At 57.0% G+C, this 16402-nt stretch carries 15 protein-coding genes; 9 read left to right on the forward strand and 6 right to left on the reverse strand.

Annotated elements, in window-relative coordinates; all coding sequences use genetic code 11:
- Positions 1-78: 78 nt before the first annotated feature.
- A complete protein-coding gene (locus NQT62_RS12910) occupies positions 79-1077 on the forward strand; it encodes an ABC transporter substrate-binding protein (protein WP_256765134.1) in 999 nt (332 codons plus the stop codon).
- Positions 1074-4244 carry an ATP-binding protein gene (locus NQT62_RS12915; RefSeq protein WP_256765135.1) on the forward strand — a complete coding sequence of 1057 codons (3171 nt, stop codon included), beginning with the start codon at positions 1074-1076 and terminating at the stop codon, positions 4242-4244. The genes NQT62_RS12910 and NQT62_RS12915 overlap by 4 nt, the downstream gene beginning before the upstream one ends.
- Here the strand turns inward: NQT62_RS12915 and NQT62_RS12920 are convergent.
- From NQT62_RS12920 to dinB, 5 genes are read right to left on the reverse strand one after another with little or no spacing between them, the layout of a single operon-like run.
- The gene (locus NQT62_RS12920; protein ID WP_256765136.1) at positions 4208-5545 is read right to left on the reverse strand and encodes a DsbA family protein; all 1338 of its coding nucleotides are present in this window, start codon (positions 5543-5545) and stop codon (positions 4208-4210) included. The genes NQT62_RS12915 and NQT62_RS12920 overlap by 37 nt on opposite strands.
- A 56-nt stretch (positions 5546-5601) precedes the next feature.
- Complete coding sequence (gene hemW / locus NQT62_RS12925; protein WP_370569183.1) at positions 5602-6957, reverse strand: radical SAM family heme chaperone HemW; 1356 nt, start codon at positions 6955-6957, stop codon at positions 5602-5604.
- A gap of 1 nt (position 6958) precedes the next feature.
- Positions 6959-7588, reverse strand: a complete 630-nt coding sequence (gene rdgB / locus NQT62_RS12930; RefSeq protein ID WP_256765137.1) for an RdgB/HAM1 family non-canonical purine NTP pyrophosphatase — start codon at positions 7586-7588, stop codon at positions 6959-6961.
- Position 7589: 1 nt separating this feature from the next.
- On the reverse strand, positions 7590-8318 hold the full coding sequence (gene rph, locus NQT62_RS12935) for a ribonuclease PH (RefSeq protein ID WP_256765138.1): 729 nt from the start codon (positions 8316-8318) through the stop codon (positions 7590-7592).
- Positions 8319-8356: 38 nt separating this feature from the next.
- The gene (dinB, locus tag NQT62_RS12940; RefSeq protein WP_256765139.1) at positions 8357-9574 is read right to left on the reverse strand and encodes a DNA polymerase IV; all 1218 of its coding nucleotides are present in this window, start codon (positions 9572-9574) and stop codon (positions 8357-8359) included.
- Between the two features lie 85 nt (positions 9575-9659).
- On the opposite strand from dinB, the gene NQT62_RS12945 reads away from it, so the two are divergent.
- The 7 genes from NQT62_RS12945 (at position 9660) to NQT62_RS12975 (ending at position 15768) form a co-directional block, all read left to right on the forward strand.
- Positions 9660-10589, forward strand: a complete 930-nt coding sequence (locus NQT62_RS12945) for a YicC/YloC family endoribonuclease (protein ID WP_256765140.1) — start codon at positions 9660-9662, stop codon at positions 10587-10589.
- A gap of 11 nt (positions 10590-10600) precedes the next feature.
- On the forward strand, positions 10601-11248 hold the full coding sequence (gene gmk / locus NQT62_RS12950) for a guanylate kinase (RefSeq protein WP_256765141.1): 648 nt from the start codon (positions 10601-10603) through the stop codon (positions 11246-11248).
- A gap of 10 nt (positions 11249-11258) precedes the next feature.
- Entirely contained in the window at positions 11259-11465 is a 207-nt protein-coding gene (rpoZ, locus tag NQT62_RS12955) for a DNA-directed RNA polymerase subunit omega (protein WP_256765142.1), read from the forward strand.
- A gap of 102 nt (positions 11466-11567) precedes the next feature.
- Positions 11568-12389 carry a septum site-determining protein MinC gene (minC, locus tag NQT62_RS12960; RefSeq protein ID WP_256765143.1) on the forward strand — a complete coding sequence of 274 codons (822 nt, stop codon included), beginning with the start codon at positions 11568-11570 and terminating at the stop codon, positions 12387-12389.
- 11 nt (positions 12390-12400) lie between these two features.
- Entirely contained in the window at positions 12401-13213 is an 813-nt protein-coding gene (gene minD, locus NQT62_RS12965) for a septum site-determining protein MinD (RefSeq protein WP_256765144.1), read from the forward strand.
- A 5-nt stretch (positions 13214-13218) separates the two neighbouring features.
- Positions 13219-13473: a cell division topological specificity factor MinE gene (gene minE / locus NQT62_RS12970; protein ID WP_256765145.1), complete on the forward strand. Its 255-nt coding sequence runs from the start codon at positions 13219-13221 to the stop codon at positions 13471-13473.
- Between the two features lie 48 nt (positions 13474-13521).
- Complete coding sequence (locus tag NQT62_RS12975; RefSeq protein WP_256765195.1) at positions 13522-15768, forward strand: RelA/SpoT family protein; 2247 nt, start codon at positions 13522-13524, stop codon at positions 15766-15768.
- Positions 15769-15815: 47 nt separating this feature from the next.
- Here NQT62_RS12975 and greB read toward each other — a convergent pair whose 3' ends face one another.
- Positions 15816-16373 carry a transcription elongation factor GreB gene (greB, locus tag NQT62_RS12980; protein ID WP_256765146.1) on the reverse strand — a complete coding sequence of 186 codons (558 nt, stop codon included), beginning with the start codon at positions 16371-16373 and terminating at the stop codon, positions 15816-15818.
- Positions 16374-16402 lie beyond the last annotated feature (29 nt).

Raw genomic sequence — 16402 nt, forward strand, 5'->3', positions numbered from 1 at the left:
GGGGTGTTTTTTAAAAGTTTATCGCGAATTTGGATTCTACCCCTCACGCTATGCTGGAAGGGTTCCATTGGAGGCCTCATGAATTCCCCCTCACACCTTGGCTGGCCTCGCACCTGGGTCTGCCTGCTGGCCAGCCTGTTGGCACTGGTCAGCCCCGGCTTGTTCGCCGCAAACCCGCGCATTGCCGTGTCCAAAACCCCGCTATCACTGCCTTTGTATGTGGCCCAGGAAAAAGGGTTTTTTGAAAAGTTCAAGGTGTACCCCGAGTTGTTGGAATGCATGGGGGGGGTGAAGTGCGTGCAAGAAATGTTGGCGGGGCGAGCCGACCTGGCCACCTCTTCGGAGCTGCCAATCGTGTTCACCGCATTTGAACGGGATGACTTTCAAATCATCACCACCTTTGTGACCAACAAAGACGACATGCGCTTTGTGATTCGCAAAGCCACCGTGAAACCCGACCTCAGCAACCTGGCAGGCAAGCGGGTGGGCTTTGTCGCCAAATCCTCGTCTCACTATTTTATGGATTTGTTTTTGTTGTACCAGGGCATCGACCCAGGCCAAGTGGTCAAGGTGCCCATGCCGCCCGAGCAAATGCCCAATGCCATTCAACAGGGCGAGGTGGATGCCATCGCCGTGTGGGAGCCTTTTGGCTACCTGAGCTTGAAATTGGCCGACGGCACCGTACAAGCAGTGCAGGTGCCACGCCTGTACACCCAAAGTTTTAATTTGAGTTGCCGAAAGTCCTTTTGTGAGACGTCGACACGGGACATTGATGCGGTGATGTTGGCCTTGAAAGCATCGGTGGAATTCATTCAGAAAAAACCCGACGAAGCCAAACAGATCATGATGCGCCACACCGGGCTGGACCGTGAATTTGTGGACAAGGCCTGGAACACGTACATCTTTCAGTTGAGCCTGCGCCAGTCGCTGGTCACCACCATGGAAGGCGAGGCGAAATGGGCCATTCGCGAACGCCATGTGAAGGCCGATTCCACGCTGCCCCAACTCTCGCGCGTGATTGAGCCCCGCTTCCTCATGAAATTGAACACCAATGCTGTGGACTTTGGATTGCGATGAGCTTTCAGATCCGCCTGAACCGCGCAGTGCTGGGCTCATTCCTGTTTGGGGTGGCCATGGTGCTGGCTTGCCTGTTGGCCCTGACGGTGTATGAAAGCACCATTCAACAAACCCGCGACACCGCCACCGAAGCCAATGCCTTGGCGCGGTATGCCAACCAGTTGGTGGTCACCACCCACACCATTTCCACCTACCCGGGCGAAACCAACAGCGAGCAGTGGCTGCAATTGTTCGGGGAAGTGCATGGCCATGCAGAACAACTGGTTCGATTGCATGCCAACGCCCAAGACCTGGAAAATCTCAATGCCCGACTGGACGAGATGGTCCAGATTTATCAGGCCTACCGAAACACCAAAGCGATTGAATCGGAGTCGGTGAATGTGCGCCGGTCGGAAGTACTGGTGGACCGCTTGATTGCCGAGGCCCAGCAAATTTCTGAACTGAGCTACAACATTCAAGACACCGCCAACATGGACCTGCGCAGCACGCTGGATGAACGTCGCTATGTATTGATTGCCACCTTGCTCGCGTTCGTGGTGGGCACCTTTGTGCTGCTGTATTTGATGCACACCAATGTGCTCAGGCCTTTAAACCACATTCGCACCGTGGCGGGCCTTATTCAGCAAGGCAACCTGCAAGCCCGCTGCACACTGCCACAGGGCGATGAAATTGGCGACGTGGCCGCGGCCATTGACAACCTGGCTGACGGGCTGGTTCACCGCATTCATGAACTCAGCCGATTGAACCTTCAACTGGAAACGCAAAACGAAGAGAAAAGCCGAACCTCGCTGCAGTTAAACGGCGTGTTGGATGAACTCTCCAAAACATCGGGCATTCTGGAAATTGCAGGCCGCATGTGTGGTGTGGGTGGCTGGCACATCAACCTGGAAAACCATGATTTAACCTGGTCGGAGCAGGTTTACCGCATTGTTGAAGCCCCCACAGGTTATCAACCCAAGCTGGAAGAGGCCCTTCAACTGTACCCACCCCAGGCCAGGGCCACCTTGAGTGCAGCCCTTGAACAGGCTGAAAAAACCGGTGAGCGCATTGATCTGGAACTGCCCTTGATCACCTTCAAGGGCCGTGACATTTGGGTGCATGTGTTTGGCGAATTGATTTATTCGCACAACGGACAGCAAGCAGTGGCTGTGGGCATCAGTGGCGCTTTCCAGGACATCACCGAGCGCAAAGCCTTTGAAAAGGCATTGGTCGAGCGCGCTGTTCAGGAAGAAAACAACCAGCGCTGGATGCAAATGGCCAACTCGCTGCCCCAACTGCTGTGGACCTGCAATGCGGAAGGCGCTTGCGACTACCTCAGTGTGCGTTGGGGCCAATACACCGGCAAACCGGTGGCTGAACTGTTGGATGACCGCTGGTTGGGTTCAGTGCATCCAGAGGATCGGGATGCGTTGGTGCAAGCCTGGACCACCGCCGTACAAACACACGACGTGTTTCGCTGTGAATTCCGCATTCGCCGCTTTGATGGCGAGTACCGATGGTTTGACACACGGGCCGTGCCCATTTTCGACGATGCGGGTGCCTTGTTGCGCTGGGTGGGCTCCAACACCGACATCCAAACCGACAAAGAGCTGCGCGACCGAATTGCCAACCTGAACATGTTTCTGGAAAAACAGGTGGAGCAACGCACTGCTGAGCTCAATGCGACCAAGCGGGATTTGTCGAAAATTCTGGATTCCGTGCCCACACTGATTGGTTACTGGGACAGCCAGTTGCGCAACAAATTTGCCAACAAAGCCTATGGACTGTGGTTCAACCTGGGCAATCGAGACATCACGGGTATTCACCTGTCGGAACTGCTGCCCACCGACATTTACCAGCGCAACCTGCCGATGGTCATGAAAGCGCTGATGGGCGAACACATGAAGTTCACCACCACATTCCCGGCTTCTGAACACCTTCCCCAACGCACTGGCCTGCTGGAACTGATCCCAGACTTTCAAGAAGACGGGGTTCAAGGCTTTTACGTCATCATGCAGGATGTGACTGAGATTCAGCAGGCCAAGGAAGAGGCTTTCAACATGAGCCAGGCCAAAACCAAATTCATTGCCACGGTCAGCCATGAACTGCGCAACCCCTTGAATGTGGTGCTGGGCACGGCCTCGCTGATTGAGCAAGACTTGCCACCGGGTGACATGCAGGCTTCTTTCCAGCAATTGAGTAGCGCCGCGGAATCGGCCCGCATTATTCTGGATGACTTGCTGGACGCATCGGCCATTGAACGAGGCCAGTTGCGACTGGAGCGCATACCGTTTGAATTGAACAACCTGATTCAACAAACCGTGGCCTTGTACACACCCGGGGCCACCGCCAAAGACCTCAAACTGAACCTGCAACTCACCGGCGAAGACCCCGCTGTGGTGTTGGGCGACCCCACCCGACTGAAACAGATTGTTCAAAACCTGTTGTCCAATGCCATCAAGTTCACCGCCACCGGCCAAGTGCGGTGCACCGCTGAGTTGATCAAAAACCAGTCCAATCTGCTGGACCTGCAGCTCATGATTCAAGACAGCGGCATTGGCATGCGGGAAGACCAGTTGCGCGGTCTGTTCACGCCATACTACCAAGCCGATTCGGCCACCTTCCGGAAATTCGGGGGCACAGGCCTGGGCTTGTCCATCGTCAAAGCCCTGGTGGAAGCCATGCAAGGGCACATCGAGGTTGAATCAACGCCCGAGGTGGGAACCACGTTCAAGGTCCGTATTCCATTTGCGATGCAGGGCGGCGTGAAAGCTGCTGCGCAACGAGAGACGGCGAACGATGCCCACAGCAAACCCATTCACTGCCTGGTGGTGGATGACGAACCCATTAACCGCAAAGTGTTGCGTTTGCTGCTGGAAAAACAAGGCCACCAAGTCGACATCGCCGACACGGGTGAAGCCGCCATCGCCCTGTGTCAGCATGCCGCGTTTGACCTGTTTATTCTGGATCTGGAAATGCCCGGATTAAACGGTTTTGAAACCGCCCAGGTCATCCGATCAGAACCAGGCCCAAACCAGCACGCCCGCATGGTGGCATTCTCCGGTGCAGTGTCTGACGACATGGAACGGCAAGCGCTGAGCTGTGGCATGAATGGATTTGTCACCAAACCCATCAACCCGGCCAAGTTGATTCAATTGGTGAATGCCGGGGTGCGCGAAGCGGTGTGAGCCTGTTCAAGATGCAGCGCTTCTCGCACCAGCCACAAACGGTCCTGACCCCAAGTGCACATCGTACCCACGCGGAATGAAGGGACACCCCACAGGCCAAGTTGAAACAACTCATGCCGATTGGCTTCGGCCACCATGCGCCAATGGTCATCCAGCAGGGCCTGTTGCGCCCGTCGCCAGTTCAGCCCAGCCCGTTCAACGATGTGGCACAGGCCCCGGTCGCTACCGGCATCAATCCCTTCGGACCACACCCCTTTCATGAAGGACAGCACATAGGCCTGCCCACGGCCGTGACGTTCCGCAAAAGGAATCAACGCCAAACCCCGCTCGGCCGGCCGTCCCACAGGGTCATTCAAGCGACCAAACGGAATGCCATGAAAACGCGCCTCGCGTGCGGTGTCGTGCGCAATGTACTGGCGCTTGTTTTTGGGCACCGGCAGGCCCCGCATGACCATGGGCAACACGTATTTCAAATTGACCTTGGCACCACTCAAGCGGGCCAGTTCAAAAATCCGGGGTGCGACAATGGCTGAATACGGGCTGCGAAATGAAAAATAAAAATCAATCGCTGGCGGATTGTGGCAACCCAGCGGCTCGGTGGGGTCGACATCGGGTTGGCACAAAAATTCACGGTGACCAAAGGTTCCCGCGGTTTCCAGGCCCAGGCCTTTCAGACGCGCTTCAAGGTGATGTAAACGGTCCAGCCCCCAGTACCATTCGCCCTCGTAATACAACATGCCGCCCAGGTAATGGCCCCAGGATTCCCGCAGATTGTTGGACTGATTCAGATGGAGCTGCAAGTCCACCTCTGTTCCGCCATCGGTGCCCAGGGTCTCTTCCGACAGCTGGTTGGCCCACAGGCATCGACCCAACTCGTGGGCCAGCGATAAAAATTCCAGGGGGCGATTCACGGTTGTCAGCAAGCTGCGCTGGACGGCCCGCACCTGCGCCACCGTGGGTTGTTGCCCCGGGTCTGCGTACGCCAAACCGTGGCGGTTGGCCAAGCGTTGGGCATCCAATCGGCTGAAACGCTCCAGCTTGGCCCGCTCTGGGGCCGCTGCCTCGTCTGGCGCGCCGCACAGGTGAATGTTCAATTCAATGGCATAACGCTTGAGCAGGCAAGGCAGCACCTGAACCAGCAACGCACTGTAGGGGTCGTCCACTTGGTGAAAGTAATGCACGGCGTGGGGTCGGCCCTGTTTCAAGCGCGTGGCCTCGGCTTTGGCCCGCTTGCGAAGGAGCGTTGCCTCAGAAAACACACGCTCGGTAATGGCGGGCATCAACAGGGATTTGATGGACATGGCAGGCCAAGGGATCAGTGAAGTGATCACAATGTGCCATTTTTATTTACATAATGTCAATATGAAGCGGGGCGATTGGTCTCGCTGTCATCAGCGGCCAGGAACAGGCTTTGCAGATCATTCAGAAAACGAAAACCCAGTTCGGTGGGTTTGAGCAGGCCCGGCTGAGCGTTGATCAAGCCCTGCTCCATCGCTGGTCGCAAGCCCCGCTGCAAATCACTCAGCGGGCGGCCACACCGTTCAACAAACCATTGCTCGGGCGCCCCCTCGATGAGCCGCAAGGCATTTAACATGAATTCAAAGGGCAACTCGCGGGCCGACAATCCTTGCGCTGTTAACCCATCACCCTGCCCGTCCAGCCAGGCTTGCATGTAAGCCTGGGGGTTGCGCGGGCGAGTTTCCCGTTCAATGCGGTTGGGGTAGCTGATCTTTGCATGGGCCCCCGCCCCAATGCCCAGGTAATCGCCGAACCCCCAATAGTTGAGGTTGTGCTGGCAACGGTGGCCTGGCTTTGCAAAGGCTGAAATCTCATAGCGCTCATAACCGGCTTGCGCAGCCAGGCGATGCACGGCATCCTCAATGTCAGCCAGCGTATCGTCATCGGGTAGCTCGGGTGGGTGCTGGGCAAACAGTGTGTTGGGCTCCAGGGTCAACTGGTACAAGCTGAGGTGCGTGGGAGCCAGTGCAATGGCCTGCATCACATCCTGTTCAGCCTGGGTCAGCGATTGACCGGGCAAGCCATACATCAGGTCGACATTCACCTCATCAAACAACTGCACTGCCGCGCCAATCGCCTCGACGGCCTGATCGCCACTGTGAATGCGCCCCAAGGCTTTCAAATGTGGGGTCGAAAAACTTTGCACTCCAATCGACAGGCGGGTGACACCTGCATCCCGAAAACCTTGAAAACGCGCCAACTCAAAAGTACCCGGGTTGGCTTCCATCGTGATTTCACCGCTTTGCGGCATGCCCAAACGCGCCCGAACAGCACCCAACAGTTCATCGATCAATTCGGGTGCAAACAAGGAGGGTGTGCCACCACCGATGAACACGGAATAGAGCTTTCGCCCCCAGATTTTGGGCAACTGCTGGTCCAGGTCGGCCAACAGCGCTGCCAGGTAACGACGTTGCAGGTCCAGGGGCAAAGTATCGGCTGGTTTTAACGAGGCTTCCGACGGATGCTCAGGCTCATTGCTTGAGCCTGACGAACGCACCACCGCCACTTCGCGCAAGGGGCTCAGCGGGGCCAGATGGCTGTTGAAATCACAATAGGGGCATTTGCGCACACACCAGGGCAGGTGAATGTAGAGTGCCAATGGCGGCATGGCTGAAAACTGCAGTTCACCGGGCTTAAACACCCGGGACACCAAATTGAATGCCGTGGTGGCGCCCTGCCCTGTTGGTGTGTTCACGTCAGGCCACCTGGGTCAGGTTCAGGCGCTGTTGCAATTCCATCAGCAGGGCCTGCGTGGCCTGTGCGCGGTGGCTGTGCAGGTTCTTTTGTGCCTTGGGCATCTCTGCGGCGGTGCAGCGGTGTTCGGGCAGCCAGAAATGGGGATCATAGCCAAACCCATGCTCGCCCTGTGGGGTATCCAGCACTTCGCCCCACCACATTTTTTGCGCCACCGTTGGCGTTGGGTCATCGGCATGGGCCACCCACACCATGGCGCACACAAAGTAAGCCCGGCGGTCGGTGATGTCCTTCAATTGCGCCACCAAACACGCATTGTTGTTTGCATCGCTTTTTTCACGCCCAAACAAGGTGGCATAGCGGGCCGACAGCACCCCTGGCGCACCTTGCAAGGCCGGCACACACAAACCCGAGTCATCGGCCAGCGCGGGTCGCCCGGTCAGTCGGCTGGCATGGCGGGCTTTGGTCAAGGCGTTTTCAATGAAGGTGTGAAAAGGCTCTTCCGCATCGGGTACGCCCAATTCGCCTTGCGCCACCCAGGCAATGCCCCACGGGGCAAACAGGTCCTGAAATTCCTTGAGCTTGCCCTGGTTGCCAGAGGCCAACACCCACGCCTGGTCAGACACCGCCATCTTACTCACCCGCCAACGCTGCTTTTTGCAAACGCACCAGCTCGGCAATGCCTGCTGCTGCGCTGTCCAGCATGCTGTTCAATTCACCCCGGGAAAATGCGACGCCTTCGGCTGTGCCCTGCACTTCCACAAAACCACCGGCTTCGGTCATGACCACATTCAGGTCAGTTTCGCAATTGGAGTCTTCGTCGTAATTCAAGTCGAGCACCACCTGGCCATTGACCACCCCCACGGACACCGCAGCCACGAACTGCACAATCGGGCTCTCGGCCAAGGCACCGCTTTTCAGCAAGGTGCCCACGGCATCGGCCACAGCGACCATGGCGCCGGTGATGGACGCTGTGCGAGTGCCGCCATCGGCCTGTATGACATCGCAATCAATTTTCAGGGTGCGCTCGCCCAGCTTGTTCAAATCAACCGCTGCACGCAGGGCACGGCCAATCAAGCGCTGAATTTCCTGGGTGCGGCCGCTTTGCTTGCCTTTGGCAGCCTCGCGGTCCATGCGGGAATGGGTTGAGCGGGGCAGCATGCCGTACTCGGCTGTCAACCAACCCTGGTTCTGACCTTTCAAAAAGCCCGGTACTTTGTCTTCCACCGAGCAGGTGCACAACACATGGGTGTCGCCAAAGCGCACCATGACTGAACCCTCGGCGTGCTTGGTGTAGCGGCGTTCAAGGGACACGGGGCGCAGCGCTTGTGGGCTGCGGCCATCGGGGCGGGGGCTGCTCATGAATACTCCGGCAATTGAAAGTGAATGAATTGGGCGAATTATCCCCCATCTTCCAGCCCCAAATCCAACTGGGTGGCACACTGCGCTGCAGAACGCCCGCCTGCCTTGGTCTGCTGCAGCCTGTGTGCAGCATCCTCGGCGGTCAGCAAATGGCTGGCCTTGATGCCCAACAAGCGGATGTTGGCCCGGGCACCGTGGGGGGTAAAGGGTATTTTCTTCAGGCACTCCCGCGCCGCCAGTACCAGCGACTCTGGTGTGCTGTGCGCTTGGCCGGTGGTGATGTCGCGCGTGATCGATTTGAAATCTGCAAACCGAACCTTGACACCCACCGTGCGTGCCAGGCGCTGTTTGCGTTCCAGGTCTTTGGCGAGTTTTTCGGCCAGGTGCAGCAAAATCTGTGTGAGCTGGTCCCGGTCTCGCCGCACATGCATGTCCTGCTCGAAAGTGGTCTCGCGGCTGATGCTTTTGGGCTCGGAATACAGGGTTACCTCACGATCATCCACGCCATGGGCACTGTTGTGCATCCACAAACCATAGGTTTCGCCAAACCGGGCTTGCAGCCATTCAACCGCTTGCGCCGCCAGGTCAGCAATGGTGTGAACATGCATGGCCTTGAGTTTTTCTTGGGCCTTGGGGCCGATGCCATTGATTTTTCCAACCGGCAAAGGCCAGATGATGTTGCGAAATTCCTCCGGTCGAACAATCGACAGGCCATGGGGTTTACGCAGGTCAGAGCAAATTTTGGAGGTCAGCTTGTTCTGGGACAAGCCGATCGAGCAGGTCATCCCGCCAGTTGCTTCAAACACCGCTTGCTGTAGCTGGCGGGCCAGTTGTTCGGCCACTGCATAGTCACCACCGGTCTGCTCACTCAGGTCCAGGTAAATTTCATCAATACCTCGGTCTTCCAGCAGGGGGGCCAGTTTGCGAACCGCCGCTTTGAAACGGCGTGACTGGGTTTTGTACCACTCGAAATCGGCCGGCAATAAAATGGCCTGCGGCGCCAGTTTGGCTGCTTTCATGGTGGGCATGGCCGAATGCAAACCCAAAGCGCGGGCCTCATAGTTGGCGGTGGTCAGCACACCGCGGCCGGCGTACTGCCCCAGGGTGGGAAATGCCTGCCCGGGCAAGGGCTTCAAGCCGCGAGGCCCGCCCACGGCCACGGGCAGGCCTTTCAATGCCGGGTTACGAACCAGTTCGGCATTGGCATAAAAGGCGTCCATGTCGAGATGGGCAATGATTCGTCGAGCTAACTCCACAAGGCTTCCTGAGAACGTCTGCGTGAACAGTTTACAATCCCACCAACATCCACATGGCCCTGCGCCTTTCAACCGAGCGTTCCAGATGAGCAAGCCCAGCAAGAACACCGCCAGCATCCACAGCATGACCGGCTTTGCCAATGTTCAAAAAACCACCCGCGCTGGCACGCTCAGCATGGAACTGCGCAGCGTGAACTCCCGCTTTCTGGATTTGAACTTCCGCATGCCGGACGACCTGCGTCTGTGCGAACCCCTGGTGCGAGAAAAGCTGATGGCCAGCCTGTCGCGCGGCAAAGTGGAATGTCGCATCAGCTGGGGCCGTGCCGAGGGCGAAAAACGCATTCCGCAGGTTGACCTGGGCCAGGTGCAAATGCTGGCGGAGCTGGAGTCCAGTATTCAGTCGGTACTGCCACGGGCCAACGGATTCCGGATTACCGAAATTCTGAACTGGCCTGGTGTGGTGGAAGACAACAGCCTGCAAGGCGATGAGCTGCAGGAAACCGTGAACCAACTGTGCGATGAAGCCATTGACGCCCTGAAAGCCACCCGCGAGCGCGAGGGCGTTCAACTGGCTGCTGTGCTCAATGAAAAAATTGATGGCATGGAAGCAGTACTCAATACCCTGCTGCCCCAATTGCCGGAATTTCTGGCTCACTATGAAAGCAAGATCCGCGAACGCATGACCGAGATGTTGAACAAAGTGGTGCAGGACCGTGCAAGCCACCTGACAGTGCAAGACCTGGAAGACCGCATCAAACAGGAAGTGGCTTTGCACAGCGTGCGCATTGATGTCAAAGAGGAAATGGACCGCTTGAATACCCATTTCACCGAAGTGCGCCGCATTTTGAAACAAGGCGGTGTGGTGGGCAAACGGCTGGACTTTGTCACCCAGGAACTGAACCGCGAGGCCAACACACTGGGCAGCAAAGCCCATGCCATTGCTCAAACCCAGGCGTCCATCGACCTGAAGGTGCTGGTGGAGCAGTTCCGTGAACAAGTGCAAAACATCGAGTAAGGCCGCCTGCCATGAACCAACTCGCCCAACCGTCGGCCCAACCTCACTATTCCGGCAGCCTGTTTATCGTGAGCGCCCCATCGGGTGCGGGCAAGTCCTCGCTGGTGAAGGCCTTGCTCAGTGAGGTGGAGGGGATCGGCCTGTCCATCTCCAACACCACCCGCCGCCCGCGTCCGGGTGAGCAAGACGGGGTGGACTACCACTTCATTTCCGAGCATCAGTTTGAGGCCATTCGAGACCAGGACGGCTTTCTGGAATGGGCCCACGTGCATGGCAATTACTACGGCACATCACGCCAGTGGGTGGAAGGCCAAATGGCCACCGACCGTGATGTACTGCTGGAAATTGACTGGCAAGGCGCTGAACAGGTGGTGCGCAAGGTGAGCAATGTGGTGTCCATTTTTATTTTGCCCCCAAGCCTGGAAGAGCTGGAGCGCCGCCTGCGCGGACGCGGAACCGACGCGGAAGAGGTGATTTTGAAGCGAATGGGGGCCGCACAACTGGAAATCGAGCAGGCTCGACGCTTCGATTATGTTATCCTTAACGACAATTTTGATCAGGCTCTGCTCGAGCTGAAATCCATTGTTTATGCTGCGCGGTGCCGCTTTAACCAGCAAATGGCCCGCCACGGCGCACAACTCAAAAGTATTGGACTGTAAGGAACCCACGATGGCCCGCATCACCGTTGAAGACTGCCTCAAACGCATCCCCAACCGCTTTGAAATGGCCCTCTCCGCCACCTACCGAGCCCGCATGCTGGCCCAAGGCCACACACCCAAGGTAGAGGCTGGCAAAGACAAACCCACGGTCACAGCCCTGCGCGAAATTGCGGCCGGTGAAGTGGGCGTGGAAATGCTCAAGCGCGTGCCCATCTGAGTTTTTCAGGTTCAGTGCCACACAAGCCCGAGACCACATGGCTCGGGCTTTGTGTTTCTTGAACCACCTTGACCGATTCTCTGCATACACCATCACGCGCCTGTGAACACAAGCACACATTCCATTCTGGACATTCGTTTTGCCTCCACCAAGGCAGTGGCTTTCATTCTGAAACCGGCCCCGCAAGCCGAGTTGCTGGATGCTGTGCGCAAACGGCTGGGCCCCACACCGGGCATTTACTCGGCTGAAACCGCCCTGCTCGACCTGAGCGCATTCTCGACCGAGCAACTGGCCGAACTGGCCATCGACTTGACTGCATTTGCCCAGTTGTTTCGACAGGCCGGCGTGCATTGGGTGGAGTTGCGTGGAATATCCCCGGTGTTGGAAGACCAGGCGGAGGCGCTGGGCATTCGGTTTGAATCGGGCGACGGTCTTGCACAAGCTGATGCACCGCAGCCTGTGAATCACGATGAACAGGCCGAACCCATGGTCAGCCGTGTTGATCACACCGAGACCAGTCCGGATGTCTCCGAGAACGAGACGAACAACCCCCTGTCACCCATCGGTGAGCCCAGGAAAACCCTCGTGATTGAGCAATCGGTGCGCAGTGGACAGAAATTTTACGCGCAGGGCGCCGACTTGGTGGTGATGGGCCAGGTGTCAGCCGGTGCAGAGGTGATTGCCGATGGCAACGTGCATGTCTATGGCATGCTGCGAGGCCGCGCACTGGCTGGCGCAGCCGGCGACCGCGATGCCCGCATCATCTCCACCTGCTTCGAGCCCGAACTGGTGGCCGTGGCAGGTTACTATTTAACTTTCGAGGGCGGTTTTCATGAAGACAACCGTTCCAAGCCCACACTCGTTTATTTAGATCAAAGCCAAGAGCAAGCCAGCCTCAAGCTCAAGGCCCTCAACATCCGCTAGGAGAACTTTTCGTGAGTCGAGTCATTGTTGTCACATCCGGTAAAGGTGGCGTCGGTAAAACCACCACCAGCGCCAGCTTTGCGTCCGGACTGGCCCTGCGTGGCTTCAAAACAGTCGTAATTGATTTCGACGTGGGCCTGCGCAACCTCGACCTCATCATGGGCTGTGAACGCCGCGTGGTGTACGACCTGGTGAACGTCATCAATGGTGAAGCCACCCTTCAACAAGCACTGATCAAAGACAAACACTGCCCCATGTTGTCCATTTTGCCCGCCTCGCAAACCCGCGACAAAGACGCGCTGAGCGAGGAAGGTGTGGAAAAAGTCATCAAAGATTTGGCGGACATGGGTTTTGAATACATTGTGTGCGACAGCCCGGCCGGCATTGAACGCGGCGCAGTGATGGCGCTGACCTTTGCCGACGAAGCGATTGTGGTGACCAATCCGGAGGTGTCCTCGGTGCGTGACTCGGACCGCATCATTGGCATTTTGCAAGCCAAAAGCAAACGAGCCAAGGAAGGCGGTGAACCTGTCAAGGAACACCTGTTGATCACCCGTTATTCAGCCAAACGCGCCCACGATGGCGAAATGTTGAGCCACACCGATGTGGCCGACTTGCTGCGCATTCCACTGCTGGGTGTAATCCCGGAATCGGAGACCGTGTTGCAGTCCTCCAACCAGGGCATGCCGGTGATTCACGCCGAGAGCAATGATGCCGCTGAAGCCTATCAGGACTGCATTTCCCGCTTCCTCGGCGAAACAAAGCCCTTGCGGTTTGTGGACTACGAAAAGCCAGGCCTGCTCAAGCGCTTGTTTGGAGGTTGATCAACATGTCCCTCCTCACGATGCTGTTTGGCGAGAAAAAGAAGTCCGCCAGTGTTGCAAAAGAGCGACTGTCGCTGATCATCGCCCGGGAACGGGTGGACACCGACGGCCCCGACTTTCTGCCCCAAATGCGGGACGAATTGATGCAGGTGATTGCGAAATACGTCAAGATCAACCACGACGACATCAAGTTTAATCTTCAAAAACAAGGCAATATGGAGATGCTTGAAGTGAATATCGTGTTGCCGGATCAGAAGTAAATCCGTCACAATAGACTTCCAAAGGTGTTGTAGGTTTGAATGGGGTTGATGCAAGCCAGAGAGTTACATTCTGAAACCAATCCATCAGCTGCCCGACCCGGTATTGCGTCCGGTGTGGTCTCTATCGCCCAGTTGATCGGCGCCGCCTCAGCTTACTTGCCCGAGGCGGAGATTAAACGCGTCCGCGAAGCCTACAAGTTTTCTGACTCTGCACACCTGGGCCAATTCAGGGCCACCGGCGAACCCTACATCACCCACCCCATCGCCGTGGCCGAGCTGTGCGCCAGCTGGCGACTGGACAGCCAAGCCATCCAGGCCGCCCTGCTTCATGACGTGATGGAGGACTCGGGCGCGACCAAAGACGATCTGATTGACCGCTTTGGACCCGCTGTGGCGGACCTGGTGGACGGACTGTCCAAACTGGACAAGATGGAATTTTCATCCCGCGAGGAAGCGCAGGCCGAAAATTTCCGGAAAATGCTGCTGGCCATGGCCCGCGACCTGCGAGTGATTTTGGTCAAACTGGCCGACCGCCTGCACAACATGCGCACGCTGGACATCATGAGCCCGTCCAAGAAGCGGCGAATTGCGCTGGAAACCCTGGAGATTTACGCACCCATTGCCCACCGGCTGGGTTTGAATGAAATTTTCCGGGAACTGCAGGACCTTAGCTTTAAACATGCTTTCCCCATGCGTTACCAAGTGTTGCGCAAGGCGGTGTTGGCAGCCCGGGGCAACCGCCGTGAGGTGGTGGGCAAAATTCTGGAAGCCGTTGAAAAGTGCCTGGGCGATGCAAAAATTGACTGCCAGGTGTATGGACGGGAAAAGGCGCTGTTTGGCATCTACCGGAAAATGATCGAAAAGCGCCTGAGCTTTTCGCAAGTGCTGGATGTGTACGGCTTTCGTGTGGTGGTGAAGGACATGCCCACCTGCTACCTCGCCTTGGGCATGCTGCATCAACTGTTCAAACCGGTGCCGGGCAAATTCAAAGACTACATTGCCATTCCCAAAGTAAATGGCTACCAAAGTTTGCACACCACCCTGTTGGGGCCTTACGGCACACCGGTGGAGTTTCAAATTCGAACGGAAGACATGCACCGAGTGGCCGAAAAGGGCGTGGCGTCCCATTGGCTGTACAAGGGCGATGGCGACGGCCTGAACACCATCCAAACCCAAACCCACCGTTTGCTGCAAAGTTTGCTGGACATTCAAAACCAGACTGGCGATTCCGCCGAATTCCTGGAACACATCAAGGTGGACCTGTTCCCCGATGCGGTGTATGTGTTCACCCCCAACGGCAAAATCATGAGCCTGCCACGGGGTGCCACTGTGGTGGATTTTGCCTATGCGGTGCACACCGATGTGGGCAACCATTGTGTGGCTGCGCGTGTAAACCAGGTGATTGAACCCCTGCGCACGGTGTTGAAGAGTGGTGATGTGGTGGAAATCATCACTGCGCCTCATTCACGACCCAACCCGGTGTGGCTGGGGTTTGTTCGCTCGGGCAAGGCACGGTCGGAAATACGACATTATTTAAAGTCGATGAACACCGAAGAAACCGTGCGTTTGGGCAACCGACTGCTCGACCAGGCGTTGGAGGCTGACAACATTCGCCTCAGTGAACTGGGCCAGGATGTTTGGGACCGCTTGATGAAAGACTCCCAAGTGAGCACCAAAGAAGAACTGATGGCCGACATTGGCGCAGGACGACGAGTGGCCCCAGTGGTGGCGCGCCGGGTGCTGATGGCGCTGGGTAAAGTGGATGCGCGGGTGGACGCGCCAGCGTCGGCCAGTGGCCAGGCTCGCGCGCCGATCATCGTGCATGGCGGCGAGGGCATGTCAGTTCAACGGGCCAATTGCTGCATGCCCATTCCGGGCGATGCCATCATCGGCTATGTGCGCAAGGGTTCAGGCCTCATCATTCACACCGATGAATGTGAGACCGCACGCAAGCAAATCCGGAAAGAACCGGAACGCTGGACCGATGTGAAATGGGCAGAGGACATTACACGGCAGTTTGATGTGAATGTGGACTTGCAGGTGCTCAACGAAAAAGGTGCATTGGCCACCGTGGCAGCCACGTTGAGCGACCTGGGTGCCAACATCACCAACCTCACCATGAGCGATGAAACCGCCAACCGCAAGGTGCTGCACTTCACGATTCAAGTGAATGACCGCATTCACCTGGCGCGCATTTTGATGGCCCTGCGGCGGCTGGAATATGTGGAGCGTGTGGCGCGTGCCAAGGGCAAGACCTTTGTGAAAACGCGGATACTCCACACACCGGGGTTGTAAGCCCCCTGTAATACCGGAGGTCGGTGCTGTTGTACAGCACCGACATTTCACTCAATCACGTACCGAATCTCGACCACCTCCAGCTCATCCGGCCCGGCCGGTGTGACCAGCCGCACGGTGTCGCCCTCTTTGGCTTTCAGCAATGCGCGCGCGACAGGCGAAATCCAGCTGATGTGGCCTTTGGCAGGGTCCACTTCATCCACACCCACAATCTTGACCGTCAGCTCCTCTCCTTTGCCATTGATGTAGGTGACGGTGGCACCGAAAAACACACTCTCCAAACCTTGCTGGGTTGCTGGGTCTACCACCTCCGCAATTTCAGTGCGCTTGGTGAGAAAACGAATGCGGCGATCAATTTCCCGCAGGCGTTTTTTGCCATAGAGGTAATCGCCATTTTCAGAGCGATCACCATTGGATGCAGCCCATGAAACAACGGCAACCACTTCAGGCCGCTCTGTTTTCACGAGGTGTGTCAGTTCATCGCGCATGCGACGGTAGCCTTGCGGCGTTACATAATTTTTTGCGCCCACAGGCAGTGCTGCTGCCCCCTCTGGTGCATCATCATCCTGTTCGGTGTCCGTCTCTTTGGTGAATGCCTTGCTCATGGTTTACAACACTGGACAGCATTTGCAGA

This window comes from Limnobacter humi (genome assembly GCF_024518835.1).
Classification (GTDB): domain Bacteria; phylum Pseudomonadota; class Gammaproteobacteria; order Burkholderiales; family Burkholderiaceae_B; genus Limnobacter; species Limnobacter humi.